A 19,331-nucleotide genomic window follows, 5' to 3' on the forward strand; every position below is an offset into this window, starting at 1 on the left:
ACGTTCAGGCCATCTGTTTCTGCAGCAACGCGTAATAAAAGCCATCGTGGTCACGGTAACCATTGTCCGGGACGGCATCCGCTTTTGCGACATTTTGGGGCATTAAATGGCCTGGCGACGGCAGCAACACCGCATCGGTGTTGTGTGTGAGAAACGTTTGGACCTGTCCGTCCCCTTCCGCCAAAAACAGCGAACAGGTGCAGTACAACAAGCTCCCGCCGGGCCGCAACAAGCCCCACAAGGCCTGCAGCATGCGTTTCTGAATGGCGGCCAGTTGGGCAATGTCGGTTTCACGCCGCAACCAGCGCACGTCCGGGTGTCGGCGGACAATGCCGGAGGCTGTACAGGGCGCATCGAGCAAAATCGCATCGAATGGCTGCCCGTCCCACCAGTCCTGCGGGCGCGAGGCGTCGGCCGTTACCACCTGGGCTTGCAACTGCAAACGCGCCAGGTTTTCGGTGATCCGGCGGGTTCGTACGGCGTCAATTTCGAGCGCCAACACGTGGGCCTGCGACAACTCCAGCAAGTGCGCGGTTTTGCCTCCAGGCGCCGCACAGGCGTCCAGGATGCGCATATGGGCCTGTTCGGGCAAACCATCCAACAACAACGGCACCGCCATTTGCGCCGCCGTGTCCTGCACCGAGACCCATCCCTGTTCGAACCCGGGCAGGCGTTGCACGCCGACAGGCTGGTCCAACACGATGGTTGCGCCACTGTTGGCCCTGACGGCGATGCCAGCGCTCTGCAACGCGGCCAAATAGTCGTTTGGCGTGGCTTTTCGGGGGTTGACCCGCAGCGTCATGGGAGCATGGCAATTTGCGGCAGCCAGCACCTCGCGCCAGCGTGAAGACTGCTCCTTCTGCAAACGCTTGATCCACCAGCCGGGGTGGTTCCAAACGGCGACGGGATCGGCATCGGTTTGCGCGACCAAGGCATCCCGTTCGCGCAGGAACCGGCGCAGGCAGGCGTTCAGGAAGTTGGCTTGCGCGTGGGTACCCGCGCCACGTTTGGCAGCCTCTACGGTCTGATTGACCAGGGTGAACATGTCGTAAGGCGCCTGGGCATCACTCCACGCCAGTGCCAAAGCGACACAAAGGAGGGCATCGGCTTGCGGGGGCGGCAGCTTGGCAGCCAGCAGTTTGCGCAGCGCCTGTGCCCGACCCATGTTGCGCCATACGTGGAACGCCAGCGACTGAACGCCGGGCCGTAGTTCGGCAGGCACGGTCTCCAGGGCTGCGGTACCCGAAACACCCTCCCGCACTGCTTGTATGACTGTGGCTGTGGCACTGAGCTGGCGCCACAGGGGAATTTGTTCGTCCTTGGGATTCATCGTGTCCTTAGAGCTTGCTACCGGGTTTGAAGCCCATGGCGCCGGCAACGAGGCGTGCCGGAAACTGCGCCAAGGCTTCGTTGTATTGGGTCAGTATCTGGTTAAAACCCCCACGCGCGGTTTCCACACGCTGGGTCACGGCATCCCATTGGGTGCGCATGGTGGCGGGCACCACTGGCCCCGCCAGATCGGGGGGTGCTTCGTTCAGGCGGTGCCAGGCGGTCTGTACGGCGTCGAAAGACTGGCCCAGGCGTGCAGGTGCGTCATTGCGCAAGGCGTTTGTGCCGGTTTCCTTCAGGGCGTCTTCAAAAGCCTGCAGCGCAGCGAGCAAAACCGCCCAGTCATCGGGCGTCTTGTCGCCCGTGGGGGCGTGCAGATGCACGGCCGCCCCGTGCGCCAGGTCATTGCGCACCAGATCGGCAACCACACGCATGTGTTTTTCGACCGAACCCAGGGCACTCAGGCCACGTGCCCGGATACGCATCAGCCGGTTGTACAGCCCCACGCCCCAAAACACCAACAAGGCCAGCACTATCCACACTATCAGCGAACCACTCATGGCACTCCTACATAAAAAAAGCCTCAAGCCCCCGTAAAGTGGACTTGAGGCGCTACGTTTAATGTAGCAGTGCGAACTTACTCGCCAGCAGCACCTTCGCTGCCCAGGGGTTCGGAGACCGCTTCAGCATCACCCGCCAGTTCAGCGGCTTCGGCTTCGGCAATGGCACGGCGCTCGGCGTCGTCCATGTTTTCGCGGACCTTGCGTGCCTCGTGGTACGCCAAGCCGGTACCGGCTGGAATCAGACGGCCCACAATCACGTTTTCCTTCAGACCACGCAGCTCGTCGCGCTTGCCCATGATGGCGGCTTCGGTCAGTACGCGGGTGGTTTCCTGGAAGGAAGCCGCGCTGATGAAGCTGTCGGTGGACAAGGACGCCTTGGTGATACCCAGCAGCAGGTTGGTGAAGGTGACCGGAATCTTTCCTTCAGCCCGCAGTGCATCATTGGTGTTGAGCATCTCGGAACGCTCGACCTGTTCCCCGTTGATGTAGCTGGAGTCGCCCGCGTTCTCGACCACCACACGGCGCAGCATCTGGCGAACAATCACTTCGATGTGTTTGTCGTTGATCTTCACGCCCTGCAAGCGGTACACGTCCTGCACTTCGTCGACGATGTAACGTGCCAGCTCTTCAGAGCCCAACAAACGCAGGATGTCCTGTGGGTCGGCTGGGCCGTCCACCACGGACTCGCCCTTGTTGACCACCTGGCCTTCGTGCACCAGCATGTTCTTTTCCTTGGGCACCAGGTCTTCCCAGACCTTGCCATCAGGATCGGTAATCTGCAGGCGAATCTTGCCCTTGGTCTCCTTACCGAAGGACACGGTACCCGTGATCTCGGCCAACGTACCCTTGTCCTTGGGTGTACGCGCTTCGAACAGCTCGGCAACCCGTGGCAGACCACCGGTAATGTCGCGGGTCTTCTGGCCTTCGACCGGAATACGCGCCAACACTTCGCCGGGGCCCACGTCCTGGCCATCGCGCACCTGGATCAGCGAGCCGATCTGGAAGCCAATGGTCACCGAGTGGTCGGTGCCGGGAATCTTCACTTCGTTGCCGGTCGCGTCGATCAGCTTGACCTGAGGGCGCACGACCTTGGTTGCGCCACGGCGCTTGGGATCGATAACCACCATGGTGGACAAACCGGTCACTTCGTCGACCTGTTTGGCAACGGTCAGACCTTCTTCCACATTCTCGAAATGCGCCTTGCCGGCGAATTCGGTAATGATGGGGCGGGTCAGCGGGTCCCAGTTGGCCAAAATGGCACCAGCCTTGATGGTCTGGTCGGCCTTGACGGTCAACACCGCGCCGTACGGCACCTTGTGGCGCTCGCGCTCACGGCCATGCTCGTCATGGATGATGATTTCGCCAGAACGGGCAATCACCACCAATTCCTTCTTGCTATTGGTCACGTAACGCATGGTGGCGTTGAAGCCGATCACACCGTTGGACTTGGCTTCCACGCTGGAGGCGATGGCCGCACGCGACGCCGCACCACCGATGTGGAAGGTACGCATGGTCAGCTGGGTACCGGGTTCACCGATGGACTGCGCAGCGATCACACCGACTGCTTCACCGCCGTTGATCAGACCACCACGGCCCAGATCGCGGCCGTAACACTTGGCGCAGATACCAAAGCGGGTTTCGCAGGTCAGTGCAGTACGCACCTTGACCTCGTCCACACCTGCCACTTCCAGCTCGTCGATCAGGTCTTCGTCCAGCATGGCGCCGGCTTCAGCCAGCACAGCACGGTTTTCTGGGTGCAACACATCTTCAGCCGCAGTACGGCCCAAGATACGGTCACGCAGCGACTCGATCACTTCACCGCCTTCGACAATGGCACGCATCAGGTAACCACCGTGTGTACCGCAGTCCTGCTCGGTCACCACCAGATCCTGCGTCACGTCGACCAGACGGCGTGTCAGGTAACCGGAGTTCGCTGTCTTCAGCGCCGTATCGGCCAGACCCTTACGGGCACCGTGGGTGGAGATGAAGTACTCCAACACGTTCAGGCCTTCGCGGAAGTTCGCGGTAATCGGTGTCTCGATGATGGAGCCGTCAGGCTTAGCCATCAGACCCCGCATACCAGCAACCTGGCGAATCTGGGCTGCGGAACCGCGGGCACCAGAGTCGGCCATCATGTAGATGGAGTTGAAGGATTCCTGCTGGACCTGTTTGCCATGGCGGTCGGTGACCGTTTCCTTGGACAACTTGGCCATCATGACCTTGGACACTTCGTCACCCGACTTGCCCCAGATATCCACCACCTTGTTGTAACGCTCGCCAGAGGTCACCAGACCGGACACATACTGCTGTTCGATCTCTTTGACTTCCTTCTGCGCACGGGCAATGATGTCGTGCTTCTCTTGCGGCACCAGCATGTCATCGATACAAATCGAGATACCGGCCTTGGTTGCCAGACGGAAGCCGCTTTGCAGCAGTTTGTCGGCAAACACCACGGTCTCTTTCAATCCGCACTTGCGGAACGACACGTTGATCAGCTTGGAGATTTCCTTCTTCTTCAACGCCTTGTTGATGTTGGAGAAAGGCAGGCCCTTGGGCAAGATTTCGGACAGCAGTGCACGGCCAGCGGTGGTTTCCCACAGCTTGGTCGAGGGTACAAACTCGCCGGTTTCCTTGTCCTTGGTGTACTCGGTCAAACGCACATTGATCTTGGCGTTCAGCTCGACTTCACCCGCGTCAAAGGCGCGCTGCACTTCACCGGTGTCGGAGAAGATCAGGCCCTCGCCCTTGCCGTTGATGCGTTCGCGGGTTGTGTAGTACAGACCCAGCACCACGTCTTGCGACGGAACAATGGAAGGCTCGCCGTTGGCGGGGAACAACACGTTGTTGGAGGCCAGCATCAGCGTGCGGGCTTCCATTTGTGCTTCCACCGACAGGGGCACGTGAACGGCCATCTGGTCACCGTCGAAGTCGGCGTTGAAGGCCGCGCAAACGAGGGGGTGCAGTTGGATGGCCTTGCCTTCGATCAGGATGGGTTCAAAGGCCTGGATACCCAAACGGTGCAGCGTAGGCGCACGGTTCAGCATCACGGGGTGCTCTTTGATGACCTCTTCCAAGATATCCCACACGACGGGCGTGCCGGATTCGACTTCCTTCTTGGCCGCCTTGATGGTGGTCGCAATACCCATGGCTTCCAGGCGCGCGAAGATGAAGGGCTTGAAGAGTTCCAAGGCCATCAGCTTGGGCAGACCGCACTGGTGCAGCTTGAGTGTTGGGCCCACGGTAATCACGGAACGACCGGAGTAGTCGACGCGCTTGCCCAGCAAGTTCTGGCGGAAGCGACCGGATTTACCCTTGATCATGTCGGCCAAAGACTTCAGGGCGCGCTTATTGGCGCCTGTCATGGCCTTGCCGCGGCGACCGTTGTCCAGCAAGCTGTCCACGGCTTCCTGCAACATACGCTTCTCGTTGCGCGCAATGATTTCCGGCGCTTTCAGTTCCAGCAAACGGCGCAGACGGCTGTTGCGGTTGATGACGCGGCGGTACAGGTCGTTCAGGTCGGAGGTCGCAAAACGACCGCCGTCCAGTGGCACCAGCGGACGCAGGTCCGGTGGCAACACGGGCAACACGTCCAACACCATCCACTCGGGCTTGATGCCGGATTTCTTGAACGCTTCCAGAACCTTCAAACGCTTGGCGTTTTTCTTGATCTTGAGTTCGGAGCCGGTCAGGTCGTTGCGCAGCTTCTCGATCGAACCTTCGATGTCGATGCTTTGCAGCAGGTCCTTGATACCTTCCGCGCCCATCTTGGCCTGGAACTCGTCGCCGTATTCCTTGAACTTGGCGTCGAAGTCGTCTTCGGACATGATGCTGAACTTCTTCAGCGGGGTCATGCCGGGGTCGGTGACAACGTATGCTTCAAAGTACAACACGCGTTCGATGTCACGCAGTGTCATGTCCAGCACCAGGCCCAAACGGCTGGGCAGGGACTTCAGGAACCAGATGTGGGCGCAGGGCGCAGCCAGGTCGATGTGACCCATGCGTTCGCGGCGAACCTTGGTCTGCGTGACTTCAACGCCGCACTTCTCGCAGATTACACCGCGGTGTTTCAGACGCTTGTACTTGCCGCACAGGCATTCGTAGTCCTTGATGGGTCCGAAGATCTTGGCGCAGAACAGGCCGTCACGCTCGGGCTTGAACGTGCGGTAGTTGATGGTTTCAGGCTTGCGCACTTCACCAAAAGACCACGAACGGATCTTCTCGGGCGAGGCCATGCCGATTTTGATGGCACCGAAATGCTCATCGGGCGTGAACTGCTTGAACAGGTCGAGTAATGATTTCATGGGTTAAATCCTTTTCTTGTCCGCGATCAGCTACGCTCTAGTTCGATGTCGATGCCCAAGGAACGAATTTCCTTGACCAGCACATTGAACGACTCCGGCATGCCGGCTTCGATGGAGTGTTCGCCCTTGACGATGCTCTCGTACACCTTGGTACGGCCTTGCACGTCGTCGGACTTCACTGTCAGCATTTCCTGCAGGGTGTACGAGGCGCCATAGGCTTCCAGCGCCCACACCTCCATCTCACCGAAACGCTGTCCACCGAACTGGGCTTTACCACCCAAAGGCTGCTGCGTGACCAGCGAGTATGGTCCGGTCGAGCGGGCGTGCATCTTGTCGTCCACCAAGTGGTGCAACTTCAGGTAATGCATGTAGCCAACCGTGGTGGTGCGCTCGAAAGCATCGCCACTGCGGCCGTCATACAACTGGGCCTGTGTACGTGCGACGGTCAGGCCCTTGGCCTTGGCCACGTCATCGGGGAAGGCCAGTTGCAGCATGTCGCCAATTTCCGCTTCGGTCGCTCCGTCGAACACGGGAGATGCAAACGGCACGCCGTTGGTCAACTCTTGTGCCATGCTGCGGATTTCATCGTCGGACAACTGGCCGAGGTCTTCCTTGCGGCCCGTACCGTTGTAGATGCGTTCCAGGAAAGCGCGGATCTCGGCCGCTGCGGCTTCGCGCTGCAGCATGTCACCGATGCGATGGCCCAGACCCTTGCCGGCCCAGCCCAAGTGCACTTCCAGCACCTGGCCGATGTTCATACGCGAAGGCACGCCCAAGGGGTTCAGCACGATATCCACTGGGGTACCGTCGGCCATGTAAGGCATGTCTTCCACCGGGGTGATCTTGGAGACCACACCCTTGTTACCGTGGCGGCCGGCCATCTTGTCACCCGGCTGCAAGCGGCGCTTGACAGCGATGTAGACCTTGACCATCTTCAGCACGCCCGCGGGCAACTCGTCGCCCTGTGTCAGCTTCTTGCGCTTTTCTTCAAAAGCCAGGTCGAAGCTGTGGCGCGTCTGCTCCAGAGAGTTCTTGATGCTCTCCAGCTGTGTTGCCACTTCATCTTCTGCGGGACGAATGTCGAACCAGTGGAACTTCTCGACAGAAGCCAAATAGGCCTTGTCGATTTTGGTGCCCTTGGCCAGCTTCTGTGGTCCACCGTTGGCAACCTTGTTGGTCAACAACTTTTCGATGCGGTCAAAGGCGTCGGCCTCCACGATACGCAGCTGGTCGTTCAGATCCAGGCGGAAACGCTTCAGTTCGTCGTCGATGATCTGCTGGGCACGGCGGTCGCGGGTGATGCCTTCACGGGTGAAGACCTGCACGTCGATGACGGTGCCGGAACTGCCTTGGTCCACGCGCAGCGAAGTATCCTTCACGTCGCTGGCCTTCTCACCGAAGATGGCGCGCAGCAGTTTCTCTTCTGGCGTCAACGTGGTCTCGCCCTTGGGCGTAACCTTGCCAACCAGTGTGTCGCCGGGCAATACCTCGGCACCCACATAGATGATGCCGGACTCGTCCAGGCGGTTCAGCTGCTGTTCGCTCAGGTTGGGAATGTCGCGGGTAATTTCTTCCGCACCCAGCTTGGTGTCACGGGCCATCACCACGAGTTCTTCGATGTGGATCGAGGTGTAGCGGTCTTCTGCCACCACACGCTCGCTGATCAAAATCGAATCTTCGAAGTTGTAGCCGTTCCATGGCATGAAGGCCACCAGCATGTTCTGGCCGATGGCGATTTCGCCCAGATCGGTAGAAGCGCCGTCAGCAATCACATCACCCTTGGAGAGCTTGTCGCCCTTTTTGACGATGGGGCGCTGGTGGATGTTGGTGTTCTGGTTGGAACGCTGGTACTTGATCAGGTTGTAGATGTCCACACCCACTTCGCCGGCTTGTGCTTCGGCATCGTTCACGCGGATCACGACACGGGTTGCGTCCACGTAATCCACGATACCGCCGCGGGTTGCCACGACCACGGTACCGGAGTCAACCGCCGCCACGCGCTCAATGCCGGTGCCCACCATGGGCTTCTCGGGACGCAGCACAGGCACAGCCTGACGCGACATGTTGGCGCCCATCAACGCGCGGTTCGCATCGTCGTGCTCCAGGAACGGAACCAGCGAGGCGGCCACCGACACGATCTGCGCGGGAGACACGTCCATGTATTGCACGCGCTCGGCGCCCACCAAAATGGACTCGCCTTTTTCACGGGCAGACACCAGGTCACCGGTCAGCACGCCGTCTTTGTCCAGGGCCGCATTGGCCTGGGCAATCACGTACTTGCCTTCTTCGATGGCGGACAGGTAGTCGATGTCGTTGGTGACCTTGCTGTCGACCACACGGCGGTACGGTGTTTCGATGAAACCGTATTCGTTCAGGCGAGCATACAACGCCAGTGAGTTGATCAGACCAATGTTTGGACCTTCAGGCGTTTCAATGGGGCAGACGCGACCGTAGTGGGTCACGTGCACGTCACGCACTTCAAAACCTGCACGTTCACGTGTCAAACCACCTGGGCCAAGTGCCGATACACGGCGCTTGTGGGTGATTTCAGCCAGCGGGTTGGTCTGGTCCATGAACTGGGACAGCTGCGACGCACCAAAGAACTCTTTCAACGCAGCCGAGATCGGCTTGCTGTTGATCAGGTCATGTGGCATCAAAGGCTCTTGCTCGGCTTGACCCAGGCGTTCTTTGACAGCCTTTTCAATACGCGCCAGGCCAGTGCGGTACTGGTTCTCGGCCAATTCACCCACGCAACGTACACGGCGGTTACCCAAATGGTCGATATCGTCAACTTCGCCGCGGCCATTGCGCAGATCCACCAGGATCTTGACGACGGCCAGGATGTCTTCATTGGTCAACACCTTGGGGCCGGTCGACTCGGAACGACCCATTTTGGCGTTGAACTTCATACGGCCCACGCGCGACAGATCGTACGTGTCGGGGTTGTAGAACAGGCGCTGGAACAGGGCCTGCACCGCGTCTTCTGTGGGCGGCTCGCCAGGACGCATCATGCGGTAGATGGCAACACGGGCGGCAAATTCGTCCACGGTTTCATCGGTACGCAGGGTTTGCGAAATGTAAGCGCCTTGGTCCAGCTCATTGGTGTAGATGCAAGGCAGATCCTGCACACCGGCCAGACGCAACTTCTTCAGCAGCGCCTCGGTCAGCTCTTCGTTGGCCTTGGCCACGATTTCGCCGGTGTCACCGTCAACGATGTTGCACGCCACCACACGGCCGATCAGGAAGTCTTCTGGCACGCTGATGTGCGTGGTTGCAGACTGCTCCAGCTCACGGGTGTGACGGGCCGTGACACGCTTGTCTTTGGCCACCACAACCTTGCCGCTCTTGTCAGTGATGTCGAAACGGGCGACTTCGCCGCGCAGACGCTCGGCGACAAATTCCATCTGTGCGCCGCTGTCCATCAAACGGAAGTTGTCGTTGACGAAGAAGTTGGCCAAGATGGATTCGTTGGTCAGGCCAATGGCCTTGAGCAGAATCGTGACCGGCATCTTGCGGCGACGGTCTACACGGAAGTACAGCAGATCCTTGGGGTCGAACTCAAAGTCCAGCCAGGAACCACGGTACGGAATGATACGCGCGGAGAACAGCAGCTTGCCCGAGCTGTGGGTCTTGCCCTTGTCATGCTCGAAAAACACGCCAGGCGAACGGTGCAGCTGGGACACGATCACGCGTTCCGTTCCGTTGATGATGAAGGAACCTTTGCCCGTCATCAGGGGCACTTCGCCCATGTAGACTTCTTGTTCCTTGACCTCTTTAACCACCTTGTTTTGTGTGGTGGAGGACTCGCGGTCATAGATGATCAACTGGACCTTGGCGCGCACGGCGGAAGCAAAGGTCAGACCACGGGTCTGGCATTCACGCACGTCAAAGGCGGGCTTGGCCAGGCTGTATTCCAGGTACTTCATCTCGACAAAACCGTTGTGCGAGACGATGGGGAACGCCGCTTCGAACGCAGCTTGCAAACCTTCAGCGGTTCGCTTTTTCGGTGCTACATCCGCTTGCAGGAATGCGGTGTAGGCATCCTTTTGCATTTGCAACAAGTAAGGGATTTCGAGCACGCTATCGCGGTTACCGAAGTTTTTGCGAATCCGCTTGCGTTCTGTGTATGTATAAGCCATTAGATCTCCGGGCAAAGGCTGAGGAATCCTGGGGGTCCTAGGCGACTGTCGTACCGAGCACCATCACGCTCGGCCATTCTTGGCGATTGGCCACTACCAATCATTGGCGGACGGTTGCGCATTGCACGCAACCCGTTCCAAGGCATCTTCTGCAGTCGGGGTCAGAAGACACTAAAAAATGGCGTTGGTACGCAACTTTTTAGTGCACTCTCACAAGCACCAAAGGCTGGAGGCCCTTATCGGAACCTCCAGCCCTTGAAGAGGACTCAATTACTTGAGTTCAGCCTTGGCACCAGCGTCAACCAGCTTCTTCAGAGCTGCATCAGCATCAGCCTTGGCGATGCCTTCCTTGACAGCCTTAGGAGCGCCATCAACCAGATCCTTGGCTTCTTTCAAGCCCAGGCCAGTGATTTCGCGCACGGCCTTGATGACGGACACCTTGTTGGCGCCTGCATCCAGCAACATGACGTTGAATTCTGTCTTCTCTTCAGCAACCGCAGCAGCAGCACCGCCGCCAGCAGCTGGTGCAGACATAGCTGCAGCGCTCACGCCAAATTTCTCTTCGATGGCTTTCACCAGGTCGTTGAGTTCCATGACCGTCATGCTGTCCAGCGCGGTCAAAAATGCGTCTTTATCGAATGCCATTTTTATTTCCTAACAATTTTGGTTACTACAGACAGTGCGCACTTAAGCGGCAACTGCCTCTGCGGGGGCAGCTTCTACAACTGCGCCAGCGCCTTTTTGTTCCGCCAAAGCCGCCAGCACACGTGCCGTACGGGAAATGGGGGATTGCATCAAGCCCAACAACTGAGCCAACAACACTTCCTTGGAAGGGATGCTTGCCAATTGCTTCACGCCGTTCACGTCCAGGGCTTTGCCGCCATATGCACCAGCACGGATGACCAACTTGTCGTTGGTCTTCGCGAACTCGGCCACCACTTTTGCGGCAGCCACGGCGTCGACAGAAAAGCCATAGATCAGAGGACCGGTCATCTGGTCAGCCACCACTTCAAAACCGCTACCGGCAACAGCACGGCGGGCCAGGGTGTTCTTCAGAACACTCAAGGAAACGCCGTTGCTGCGCGCGTTATTGCGCAGTTTGGTCATGTCAGCGACCGTGATGCCGCGGTATTCCGCGATCACGAGCGTTTGAGCTTTAGCGGCGAGGCCGGTCACATCACTGATGACCGCTTCTTTCTCACTGCGATTAAGACTCAAGGTCTACTCCTTTAAATGCGCATTGCGGTTTACACCACGTTACGCTCCACATTGCAGCGACCAACTGTTAACAGAAATTCTCATTCCATCTGCAGCGGGATCGCCATCTGCGTTGGCTGGTGGTTTAAGTGCAGTCAAGCTGCACGCCAACGGTCTTGGATGACCTGCCGAAACCCTTGGATCTCAGCAGCCCACCACATTGAAAATCCCTTGCAGGACTTTCAAATTTTTGCGATTACGCCGCGATGGATTGAATGTCCACACGGACACCCACACCCATGGTTGACGAAACCGCGACTTTGCGCAAATACACACCCTTGCTGGAAGCGGGCTTGGCTTTGTTCAAAGCCTCGACCAGTGCAGCCAGATTGCCCTTCAACGCTGCCGCTTCAAACGAGCGACGGCCGATGGTGGAATGCACAATACCGGCCTTGTCGACACGGAACTGCACTTGACCAGCCTTGGCATTGCGAACAGCCGTTGCGACGTCCGGTGTGACGGTGCCAACCTTGGGGTTAGGCATCAGACCACGTGGGCCCAGGATTTGACCCAGGGTACCGACCACACGCATAGCGTCTGGCGCAGCAATCACAACGTCAAACGGCATGTCGCCAGCCTTGACCATGGCAGCCAGATCATCCATACCGACGATGTCAGCACCGGCGGCCTTGGCTTCTTCAGCCTTGGCACCCTGGGCGAACACAGCCACGCGCTTGGTCTTGCCGGTGCCGTTGGGCAACACAACAGCGCCACGTACCACTTGGTCCGATTTCTTGGCATCGATACCGAGCTGCACTGCAACGTCGATGGACTCGTCAAACTTGGCGGTGGCGAATTCCTTCACCAGACCCAAAGCATCAACCAAGGGATACAGCTTGTTGCTGTCGATCTTGCCGACTTGTGTCTTTTGTTTTTTGGTCAGATTGGACATTTACACGCCCTCCACATTCACGCCCATGGAACGGGCAGTACCAGCGATGGTGCGAACAGCGCCTTCCAGATCGGCGGCATTCATGTCCTTCATCTTGGTCTTGGCGATTTCTTCCAGTTGGGCGCGGGTGATCTTGCCAACCTTGTCTTTCAAAGGATTGGAGGAGCCCTTGTCCAGCTTGATGGCTTTCTTGATCAAAACAGTCGCAGGCGGTGTCTTGATGATGAACGTGAAGCTCTTGTCTGCGTACGCGGTGATCACCACGGGCAAAGGCAGACCTGGCTCAACACCTTGGGTCTGCGCATTAAATGCCTTGCAGAATTCCATGATGTTCAAACCACGTTGCCCCAAAGCGGGGCCGATGGGGGGGGATGGGTTGGCCTTACCGGCTGGCACTTGCAGCTTGACAAAACCGACGATTTTTTTCGCCATGATTTCTCCTTACGGGTCATAACGCCTGGGTACTGAACCATTCAGACCTGGGCTTCCCGGAATTAACGACTCTTCTTTACTGTTCGCACCGAGTCGGAAAATGCGAACCTCTAATCAGTTGAGGACAGGGCTTGACCGCTTACGCGGCCTGCGGTCTGTCCCGCAAAATCTCAGGTTTTGGTGAAACTTAGGTTTTCTCTATCTGAGAGAATTCCAGCTCGACCGGCGTGGAACGACCGAAGATGGTGACGGACACCCGCACCTTGCTTTTCTCGTAATTCACATCTTCAACGGAGCCATTGAAGTCGGTGAATGGGCCTTCCTTGACGCGCACAAACTCGCCCACCACAAACTCCACTTTGTGGCGCGGCTTGTCGGTTCCCTCTTGCATCTGGTTGACGATCTTCATCACCTCCGCCTCTGAGATGGGCGCAGGACGATTTTTGGCGCCGCCTACAAAGCCCGTCACCTTGTTGGTGTGCTTGATGAGGTGCCAGGTGTCGTCGTCCATGACCATTTCCACCAGCACATAACCGGGGAAAAACTTGCGTTCAGTCGTTTTCTTCTGGCCGTTCTTGACTTCAACAACCTCTTCCATGGGCACCAGAATGCGACCAAATTTAGCCTGCATACCAGCACGCGTGATGCGCTCCTGGATATTGCGCTCAACCGCCTTCTCCATACCAGAGTAGGCATGCACAACATACCAACGCAAATCGGGGTTGACGGGCGAAGCGGCCGATGATTCAGCCACAGTGGGTTCTACGACATCAGTCATTATTTCTTCCACCCCAGAATCAAATCGTAGAAAAGCCACTCAAGCGTCTTATCCGTAAGCCACAAGAAAAGCGCCATGATCAACACAAAACCAAACACATACACCGTGATCTGGATAGCCTCTTTGCGGGCCGGCCAAACAACCTTCTTAACCTCGCGCCACGCGTCTTGACCGAAAGCGATGAGTTGCCGGCCCGTTTCCGACACAAAGAAAACACCAGCAGCAGCAGCCAGACCCAACAGCAACGCCGCCCACTGAACCAGCGGGCCCTGTTTGTCCAACAGGTAAAAAGCAGCCAGCGAGGCCACGACCAAAACAGAAGCCGTAGCCAGCTTGGCCTTGTCTACCCCTGTATTAACGGTTTGAATTTGTGACGTGGCCATAATTTAGTTATTCGCGTTTCTCATTCGATTCAAACCAACCCAACTCAAGACGCCAAAGCCCGCTACGCAGTAGCGGGCTTGGATGCCACCAGTTTTACTGCAACTGGTTGGCAGGGGCAGTAGGAATCGAACCTACAACCTTCGGTTTTGGAGACCGACGCTCTGCCAATTGAGCTATACCCCTATCGTTCTAAGCAGTTGAGGACAGAGCTAAAGATCTGTCCCGCAAACATGTTTTAAGCGATGATCTTGGCAACCACACCCGCGCCCACGGTACGACCACCTTCGCGGATCGCGAAGCGCAGACCTTCTTCCATGGCGATGGGGTTGATCAGCTTCACAGTGATCGACACGTTGTCACCAGGCATGACCATTTCCTTGCCTTCTGGCAACTCGATCGCACCGGTCACGTCCGTTGTACGGAAGTAGAACTGGGGGCGGTAGTTGTTGAAGAATGGTGTGTGGCGGCCGCCTTCGTCCTTGGACAAGACATAGATCTCGCCGGTGAAGTGGGTGTGGGGCTTGATGGAGCCGGGCTTGCACAGCACTTGGCCGCGCTGCACGTCTTCACGCTTGGTGCCGCGCAACAGGATACCGACGTTGTCACCAGCTTGACCTTGGTCCAGCAGCTTGCGGAACATTTCCACGCCAGTGCAGGTTGTCTTCTGGGTGTCAGCGATACCGACGATTTCGATTTCTTCGCCGACTTTGATGATGCCGCGCTCGATACGACCGGTCACGACGGTGCCGCGGCCAGAGATCGAGAACACGTCTTCCACGGGCATCAGGAATGCGCCGTCAACAGCACGCTCTGGCAGGGGGATGTAGGTGTCCAGGGCTTCTGCGAGCTTGAAGATGGCTTCTTCGCCCAAAGCACCCTTGTCGCCTTCCATGGCGAGCTTGGCGCTGCCGTGGATAATGGGGGTTGCGTCGCCTGGGAAGTCATACTTGTCCAGCAGTTCGCGCACTTCCATTTCGACCAGTTCGAGCAACTCAGCGTCGTCGACCATGTCGCACTTGTTCAGGAACACGATGATGTAAGGCACGCCGACCTGGCGAGCCAACAGGATGTGCTCGCGGGTCTGGGGCATGGGGCCGTCAGCAGCGGAGCACACCAAAATAGCGCCGTCCATTTGGGCTGCGCCAGTGATCATGTTCTTCACATAGTCGGCGTGTCCAGGGCAGTCCACGTGGGCGTAGTGGCGGTTAGCCGTTTCGTATTCAACGTGGGCGGTATTGATGGTAATACCACGCGCTTTTTCTTCAGGAGCGGCGTCGATCTGGTCATAGGCCTTGGCCTGACCGCCGAACTTGGCTGCCAGCACGGTGGTGATGGCGGCTGTCAGCGTGGTCTTGCCGTGGTCAACGTGGCCAATGGTGCCCACATTGACGTGGGGCTTGGTACGTGTGAATTTTTCTTTTCCCATTGTCAGACTCCGAAAAGTAATGGTTCAAATCAATAACATTCGCTGCACCACCAACACGACGTCGGCAATACACAAAACTGGTGCCCTTTGCGGGAATCGGACCCGCGACCTCTCCCTTACCAAGGGAGTGCTCTACCACTGAGCCAAAAGGGCAAATTCTTTACAAACCTTTTTTTACAAAACCAGGCAACAAACCGACTGTGGAGCGGGGTAGGAGAATCGAACTCCTCGCTTTAGCTTGGAAGGCTAAGGTATTACCACTATACGAACCCCGCAGAGGTTCACTCAAAACAATCAAGCTCATCACTTGGTGGAGAGGGCTGGATTCGAACCAGCGTACTCGTAAGAGGGCAGATTTACAGTCTGCTGCCATTAACCACTCGGCCACCTCTCCTAAGGTGAACCCCGGATTATGCCATTAGTTTTTGACCTTGTCATATCCGGCCCCGAAGTTTTTTTCACATCCGGCGACAAAACGCGGAATTTTCAGTCGGTGCGTCCCGCCGTTTGGTGGGCTTCGCGCCAATCCCGCGCTTGTGAAAAGTGCCCACAACCGATGAAGGGTAGCGGAGGGCGCAGCGCCGACAGCGGCGACGGGTGGTTGGCCGTCAGCACCAGGTGGCGGCTGGCGTCGATCAGGGCGCGCTTGCTCTGTGCGTGTGCGCCCCAGAGCATGAACACCGCCGGCTGCGCCTCGTTGGAGACCTGATGGATGATCGCGTCCGTCAGCAGCTCCCAGCCCTTGCCCGAATGGCTGGCGGGCAGTCCCTCCTCCACCGTTAAGCAGGTGTTGAGCAACAACACGCCCTTTTGCGCCCATTTCACCAGGCTGCCACCGGGTTGCGGAAGCGTCGGAATGGGCGTACCCAGATCACGTTGCAACTCCTTGAAGATATTGCGCAACGAGGGCGGAAACGGCACGCCCGGCGCCACGGAGAACGCCAGACCCTCGGCCTGGCCACGCCCGTGGTACGGATCCTGGCCCAGGATGACAACCCGCACCGCCTCGGGTGGTGTCAGCTGCAAGGCCCGCAGCGGCAAAGGCGGAAACACAACCGCGCCCGCCTGCAGCCGCTGATCCAGAAATGCGAGCAATCCGTGCCCCGGTGTTGACTGGAAAAACCGGTCTACCAACGGCTGCCAGCCCTCGGCCACCGGCCAGGCTGCGGGTTCGGCGGACAACAACTGGTCCACCACGTCGTGGGGCAGCATGGTCTGTGCCGCCTTAGCCAAACAGAGCCGCGAGCGCCTCACCCGGCTCCGGAGCGCGCATGAAGGCTTCGCCGACCAAAAACGCATTAACACCGGCCGCACCCATGCGCAACACGTCGTCGCGGTTCAGGATGCCGCTTTCGGTGACCAGAATGCGGTCCGCGGGCACCTTGGCCTTCAGCGCCAAGGTTGTGTCCAGCGTCACCTCAAAGGTCTTCAGATTGCGGTTGTTGATGCCAACCAGCGGGGTTTTGAGCTTGAGCGCCCGCTCCAGTTCGGCGCCGTCATGCACCTCCACCAAAACCGCCATGTCCAGACTGCGGGCAATGGCATCGAAATCCTTCATCTGCGCATCGTCCAGGCAGGCGGCAATCAGCAAAATGCAGTCGGCGCCCATGGAGCGGGACTCGTAGATCTGGTACGGGTCGACCATGAAATCCTTGCGCAGCACTGGCAGTTGGCAGCTGGCGCGGGCCTGCTTTAGGTAGTCCACCTGGCCCTGAAAAAACTGCACATCGGTCAGCACCGACAGGCAGGCCGCGCCGTACTCGGCATAGGACTGGGCAATGTCGGCGGGGATGAAGTCTTCGCGCAGCACCCCCTTGCTGGGGCTGGCCTTCTTGATCTCGGCAATCACCGCAGGCTTGCCGGCCGCGATCTTGGCCTTCAGCGCACCCACGAAGTCGCGCGTCAGCACCCGCGACTCGGCATCGGCGCGTATGGTTTCCAGTGACATGCGCTTGCGGGCAGCCGCCACCTCCTGGTGTTTGACCGCAACTATTTTGTCCAGAATATCGCTCATGCAGCCCCCTTGGCAACCAGTTCACCCGACAGTTTGATCAGTGCATCCAGCTTGGCCTTGGCCGCACCGGATTCGATCGCCTGGCGCGCCAGCACAATGCCTTCCCCCATAGAGGGCGCCACGTTGGCGGCGTACAGCGCCACGCCGGCATTCAACACCACGATGTCTTTGGCTGCGCCCGGCTGGTTGTTCAGCACACCCAGCAACATGGCCCGGGAATCGTCGGGCGTCTCCACCTTGAGTGCCCGGTTGCTGGCCATGACCATGCCAAAGTCTTCGGGGTGGATTTCGTACTCGGTGATAACGCCGTCCTTGAGCTCACCCACCAACGTGGCAGCGCCCAGGCTCACCTCGTCCATGCCGTCGCGGCCGTAGACAACCACGGCATGTTCGGCCCCTAGGCGCTGCATCACCCGCACCTGGATACCCACCAGATCGGCATGGAACACACCCATCAGAATATTCGGCGCTCCGGCCGGGTTGGTCAGCGGGCCCAGCAGGTTGAAGATGGTCTTGATGCCCATTTCACGCCGCACCGGTGCCACGTTTTTCATGGCCGGGTGGTGGTTGGGCGCGAACATGAACCCGATACCGGTCTCGGCCACACACTGCGCAATCTGCGCAGGCGACAGGTTGATGTTCAAGCCCAGCGACTCCAGTACATCGGCGCTGCCACTTTTGCTGCTGACACCACGCCCGCCGTGTTTGCTAACCTTGGCACCGGCCGCCGCCGCGACAAACATGGAGCAGGTGGAAATATTGAAGGTGTGGGAGCCGTCGCCGCCAGTACCCACGATGTCCAGCAGATTTGTTTTGTCCGCCACTTCCACCTTGGTGGAGAACTCGCGCATCACCTGGGCCGCAGCGGTGATTTCGCCAATGGTTTCCTTCTTGACGCGCAGGCCGGTCGTGATGGCCGCCATCATGACCGGCGACATCTCGCCGGACATGATCTGGCGCATCAGGTGCAGCATTTCATCGTGGAAGATTTCGCGGTGTTCGATGGTGCGCTGCAGGGCTTCCTGCGGCGTGATGTGTCCAATGGGGGTTGGCATGCTGAACTCCTTCTTTTGCTTTAAGCGTTGGGCGACTCGGTGAGCGCCAATTTGATTCCGAATGCGACAAACATTGCGCCGGCAACCCGGTCCAGCCAGCGTAACGGGCCCCCACGCTCCTCCGCTTCGCGGGTCGCTGCCCCCCGAGGGGACTCCCCCGCCTTGGGGGCGGCCCGGCGGCGGGCGGCTTTCTGCATGTACTGTGTTAATCGAGCTGCAGCGAGCGCCCAGCCGATATTGACCCAGAGACCGTTGAAGTTGAACAACAAACCCAGCAACAGGAATGCCAACGGTTTGTGCTCCACCGTGGGGGCAATGAACTGCGGCAAAAACGCCAGGAAGAACAGCGCCACCTTGGGGTTCAGTACATTCGTCCAGAAGCCCCGCAGAAAAATAGTCTTGTAGTGTTTTGAGCCTATAGCCCCCGTCGTATCTACTCCATGCGCTTCTAATTTAATAGCATCATCGGCTTTGGAGAACAGCAGGCGAACACCCACATACACCAGATAGGCGGCGCCCAGCCACTTCAGCACGGTGAAAGCCGTGGCCGACGCGGCCATCAGCGCACTGACACCCACGGCCGCTGCAAAGATGTGGACAAAACAACCGGCCGTGATACCCAGCGCCGCCACCATGCCCACCCGCGCGCCGCCGCGCAAGGCGTTGGACACGATGTACAACACATCCGGCCCCGGCGTCAGGTTCAGCAGCAGGCCGGCCGCCACAAACAACACCAATTGGTCGATTGGCATGGCGTTACC

15 protein-coding genes and 4 tRNA genes are annotated in these 19,331 nt (G+C 58.5%); all 19 read right to left on the minus strand.

Annotation, left to right across the window (positions count from 1 at the left end):
• Positions 1–4: 4 nt before the first annotated feature.
• Positions 5–1,330 (minus strand): 16S rRNA (cytosine(967)-C(5))-methyltransferase RsmB, encoded by a 1,326-nt coding sequence (gene rsmB / locus HZ993_RS11310; protein ID WP_209397992.1) that lies wholly within the window; start codon positions 1,328–1,330, stop codon positions 5–7.
• Between the two features lie 7 nt (positions 1,331–1,337).
• Entirely contained in the window at positions 1,338–1,889 is a 552-nt protein-coding gene (locus HZ993_RS11315) for a LemA family protein (protein WP_209397993.1), read from the minus strand.
• 77 nt (positions 1,890–1,966) lie between these two features.
• On the minus strand, positions 1,967–6,193 hold the full coding sequence (gene rpoC, locus HZ993_RS11320; RefSeq protein ID WP_209397994.1) for a DNA-directed RNA polymerase subunit beta': 4,227 nt from the start codon (positions 6,191–6,193) through the stop codon (positions 1,967–1,969).
• Positions 6,194–6,219: 26 nt separating this feature from the next.
• Positions 6,220–10,332: a DNA-directed RNA polymerase subunit beta gene (rpoB, locus tag HZ993_RS11325; protein WP_209397995.1), complete on the minus strand. Its 4,113-nt coding sequence runs from the start codon at positions 10,330–10,332 to the stop codon at positions 6,220–6,222.
• Positions 10,333–10,602: 270 nt separating this feature from the next.
• The gene (gene rplL, locus HZ993_RS11330) at positions 10,603–10,977 is read right to left on the minus strand and encodes a 50S ribosomal protein L7/L12 (RefSeq protein ID WP_209397996.1); all 375 of its coding nucleotides are present in this window, start codon (positions 10,975–10,977) and stop codon (positions 10,603–10,605) included.
• Between the two features lie 42 nt (positions 10,978–11,019).
• Complete coding sequence (rplJ, locus tag HZ993_RS11335) at positions 11,020–11,550, minus strand: 50S ribosomal protein L10 (protein ID WP_209397997.1); 531 nt, start codon at positions 11,548–11,550, stop codon at positions 11,020–11,022.
• 235 nt (positions 11,551–11,785) lie between these two features.
• Complete coding sequence (rplA, locus tag HZ993_RS11340) at positions 11,786–12,481, minus strand: 50S ribosomal protein L1 (RefSeq protein ID WP_209397998.1); 696 nt, start codon at positions 12,479–12,481, stop codon at positions 11,786–11,788.
• Positions 12,482–12,913 carry a 50S ribosomal protein L11 gene (gene rplK / locus HZ993_RS11345; protein ID WP_209398000.1) on the minus strand — a complete coding sequence of 144 codons (432 nt, stop codon included), beginning with the start codon at positions 12,911–12,913 and terminating at the stop codon, positions 12,482–12,484.
• A 187-nt stretch (positions 12,914–13,100) separates the two neighbouring features.
• Entirely contained in the window at positions 13,101–13,691 is a 591-nt protein-coding gene (gene nusG, locus HZ993_RS11350; protein WP_209398002.1) for a transcription termination/antitermination protein NusG, read from the minus strand.
• On the minus strand, positions 13,691–14,074 hold the full coding sequence (gene secE / locus HZ993_RS11355; RefSeq protein ID WP_209398004.1) for a preprotein translocase subunit SecE: 384 nt from the start codon (positions 14,072–14,074) through the stop codon (positions 13,691–13,693). Before secE ends, nusG begins: the two co-directional genes overlap by 1 nt.
• A 108-nt stretch (positions 14,075–14,182) precedes the next feature.
• Positions 14,183–14,258 (minus strand) — tRNA-Trp (locus HZ993_RS11360).
• Positions 14,259–14,310: 52 nt separating this feature from the next.
• Positions 14,311–15,501 carry an elongation factor Tu gene (gene tuf / locus HZ993_RS11365; RefSeq protein WP_209393189.1) on the minus strand — a complete coding sequence of 397 codons (1,191 nt, stop codon included), beginning with the start codon at positions 15,499–15,501 and terminating at the stop codon, positions 14,311–14,313.
• A gap of 78 nt (positions 15,502–15,579) precedes the next feature.
• A tRNA-Thr gene (locus tag HZ993_RS11370) sits at positions 15,580–15,654 on the minus strand.
• A 48-nt stretch (positions 15,655–15,702) separates the two neighbouring features.
• Positions 15,703–15,776, minus strand: a tRNA-Gly gene (locus HZ993_RS11375).
• A 33-nt stretch (positions 15,777–15,809) separates the two neighbouring features.
• Positions 15,810–15,895, minus strand: a tRNA-Tyr gene (locus tag HZ993_RS11380).
• 92 nt (positions 15,896–15,987) lie between these two features.
• Complete coding sequence (locus HZ993_RS11385) at positions 15,988–16,713, minus strand: uracil-DNA glycosylase (protein WP_209398005.1); 726 nt, start codon at positions 16,711–16,713, stop codon at positions 15,988–15,990.
• Positions 16,714–16,726: 13 nt separating this feature from the next.
• Complete coding sequence (trpC, locus tag HZ993_RS11390) at positions 16,727–17,515, minus strand: indole-3-glycerol phosphate synthase TrpC (protein WP_209398007.1); 789 nt, start codon at positions 17,513–17,515, stop codon at positions 16,727–16,729.
• On the minus strand, positions 17,512–18,570 hold the full coding sequence (trpD, locus tag HZ993_RS11395; protein WP_209398009.1) for an anthranilate phosphoribosyltransferase: 1,059 nt from the start codon (positions 18,568–18,570) through the stop codon (positions 17,512–17,514). The genes trpC and trpD overlap by 4 nt, the downstream gene beginning before the upstream one ends.
• Positions 18,571–18,590: 20 nt before the next feature.
• Complete coding sequence (locus HZ993_RS11400) at positions 18,591–19,322, minus strand: LysE family translocator (protein WP_209398011.1); 732 nt, start codon at positions 19,320–19,322, stop codon at positions 18,591–18,593.
• Between the last annotated feature and the right edge of the window lie 9 nt (positions 19,323–19,331).

The organism is Rhodoferax sp. AJA081-3, from assembly GCF_017798165.1.
Classification (GTDB): Bacteria; Pseudomonadota; Gammaproteobacteria; order Burkholderiales; family Burkholderiaceae_C; genus Allorhodoferax.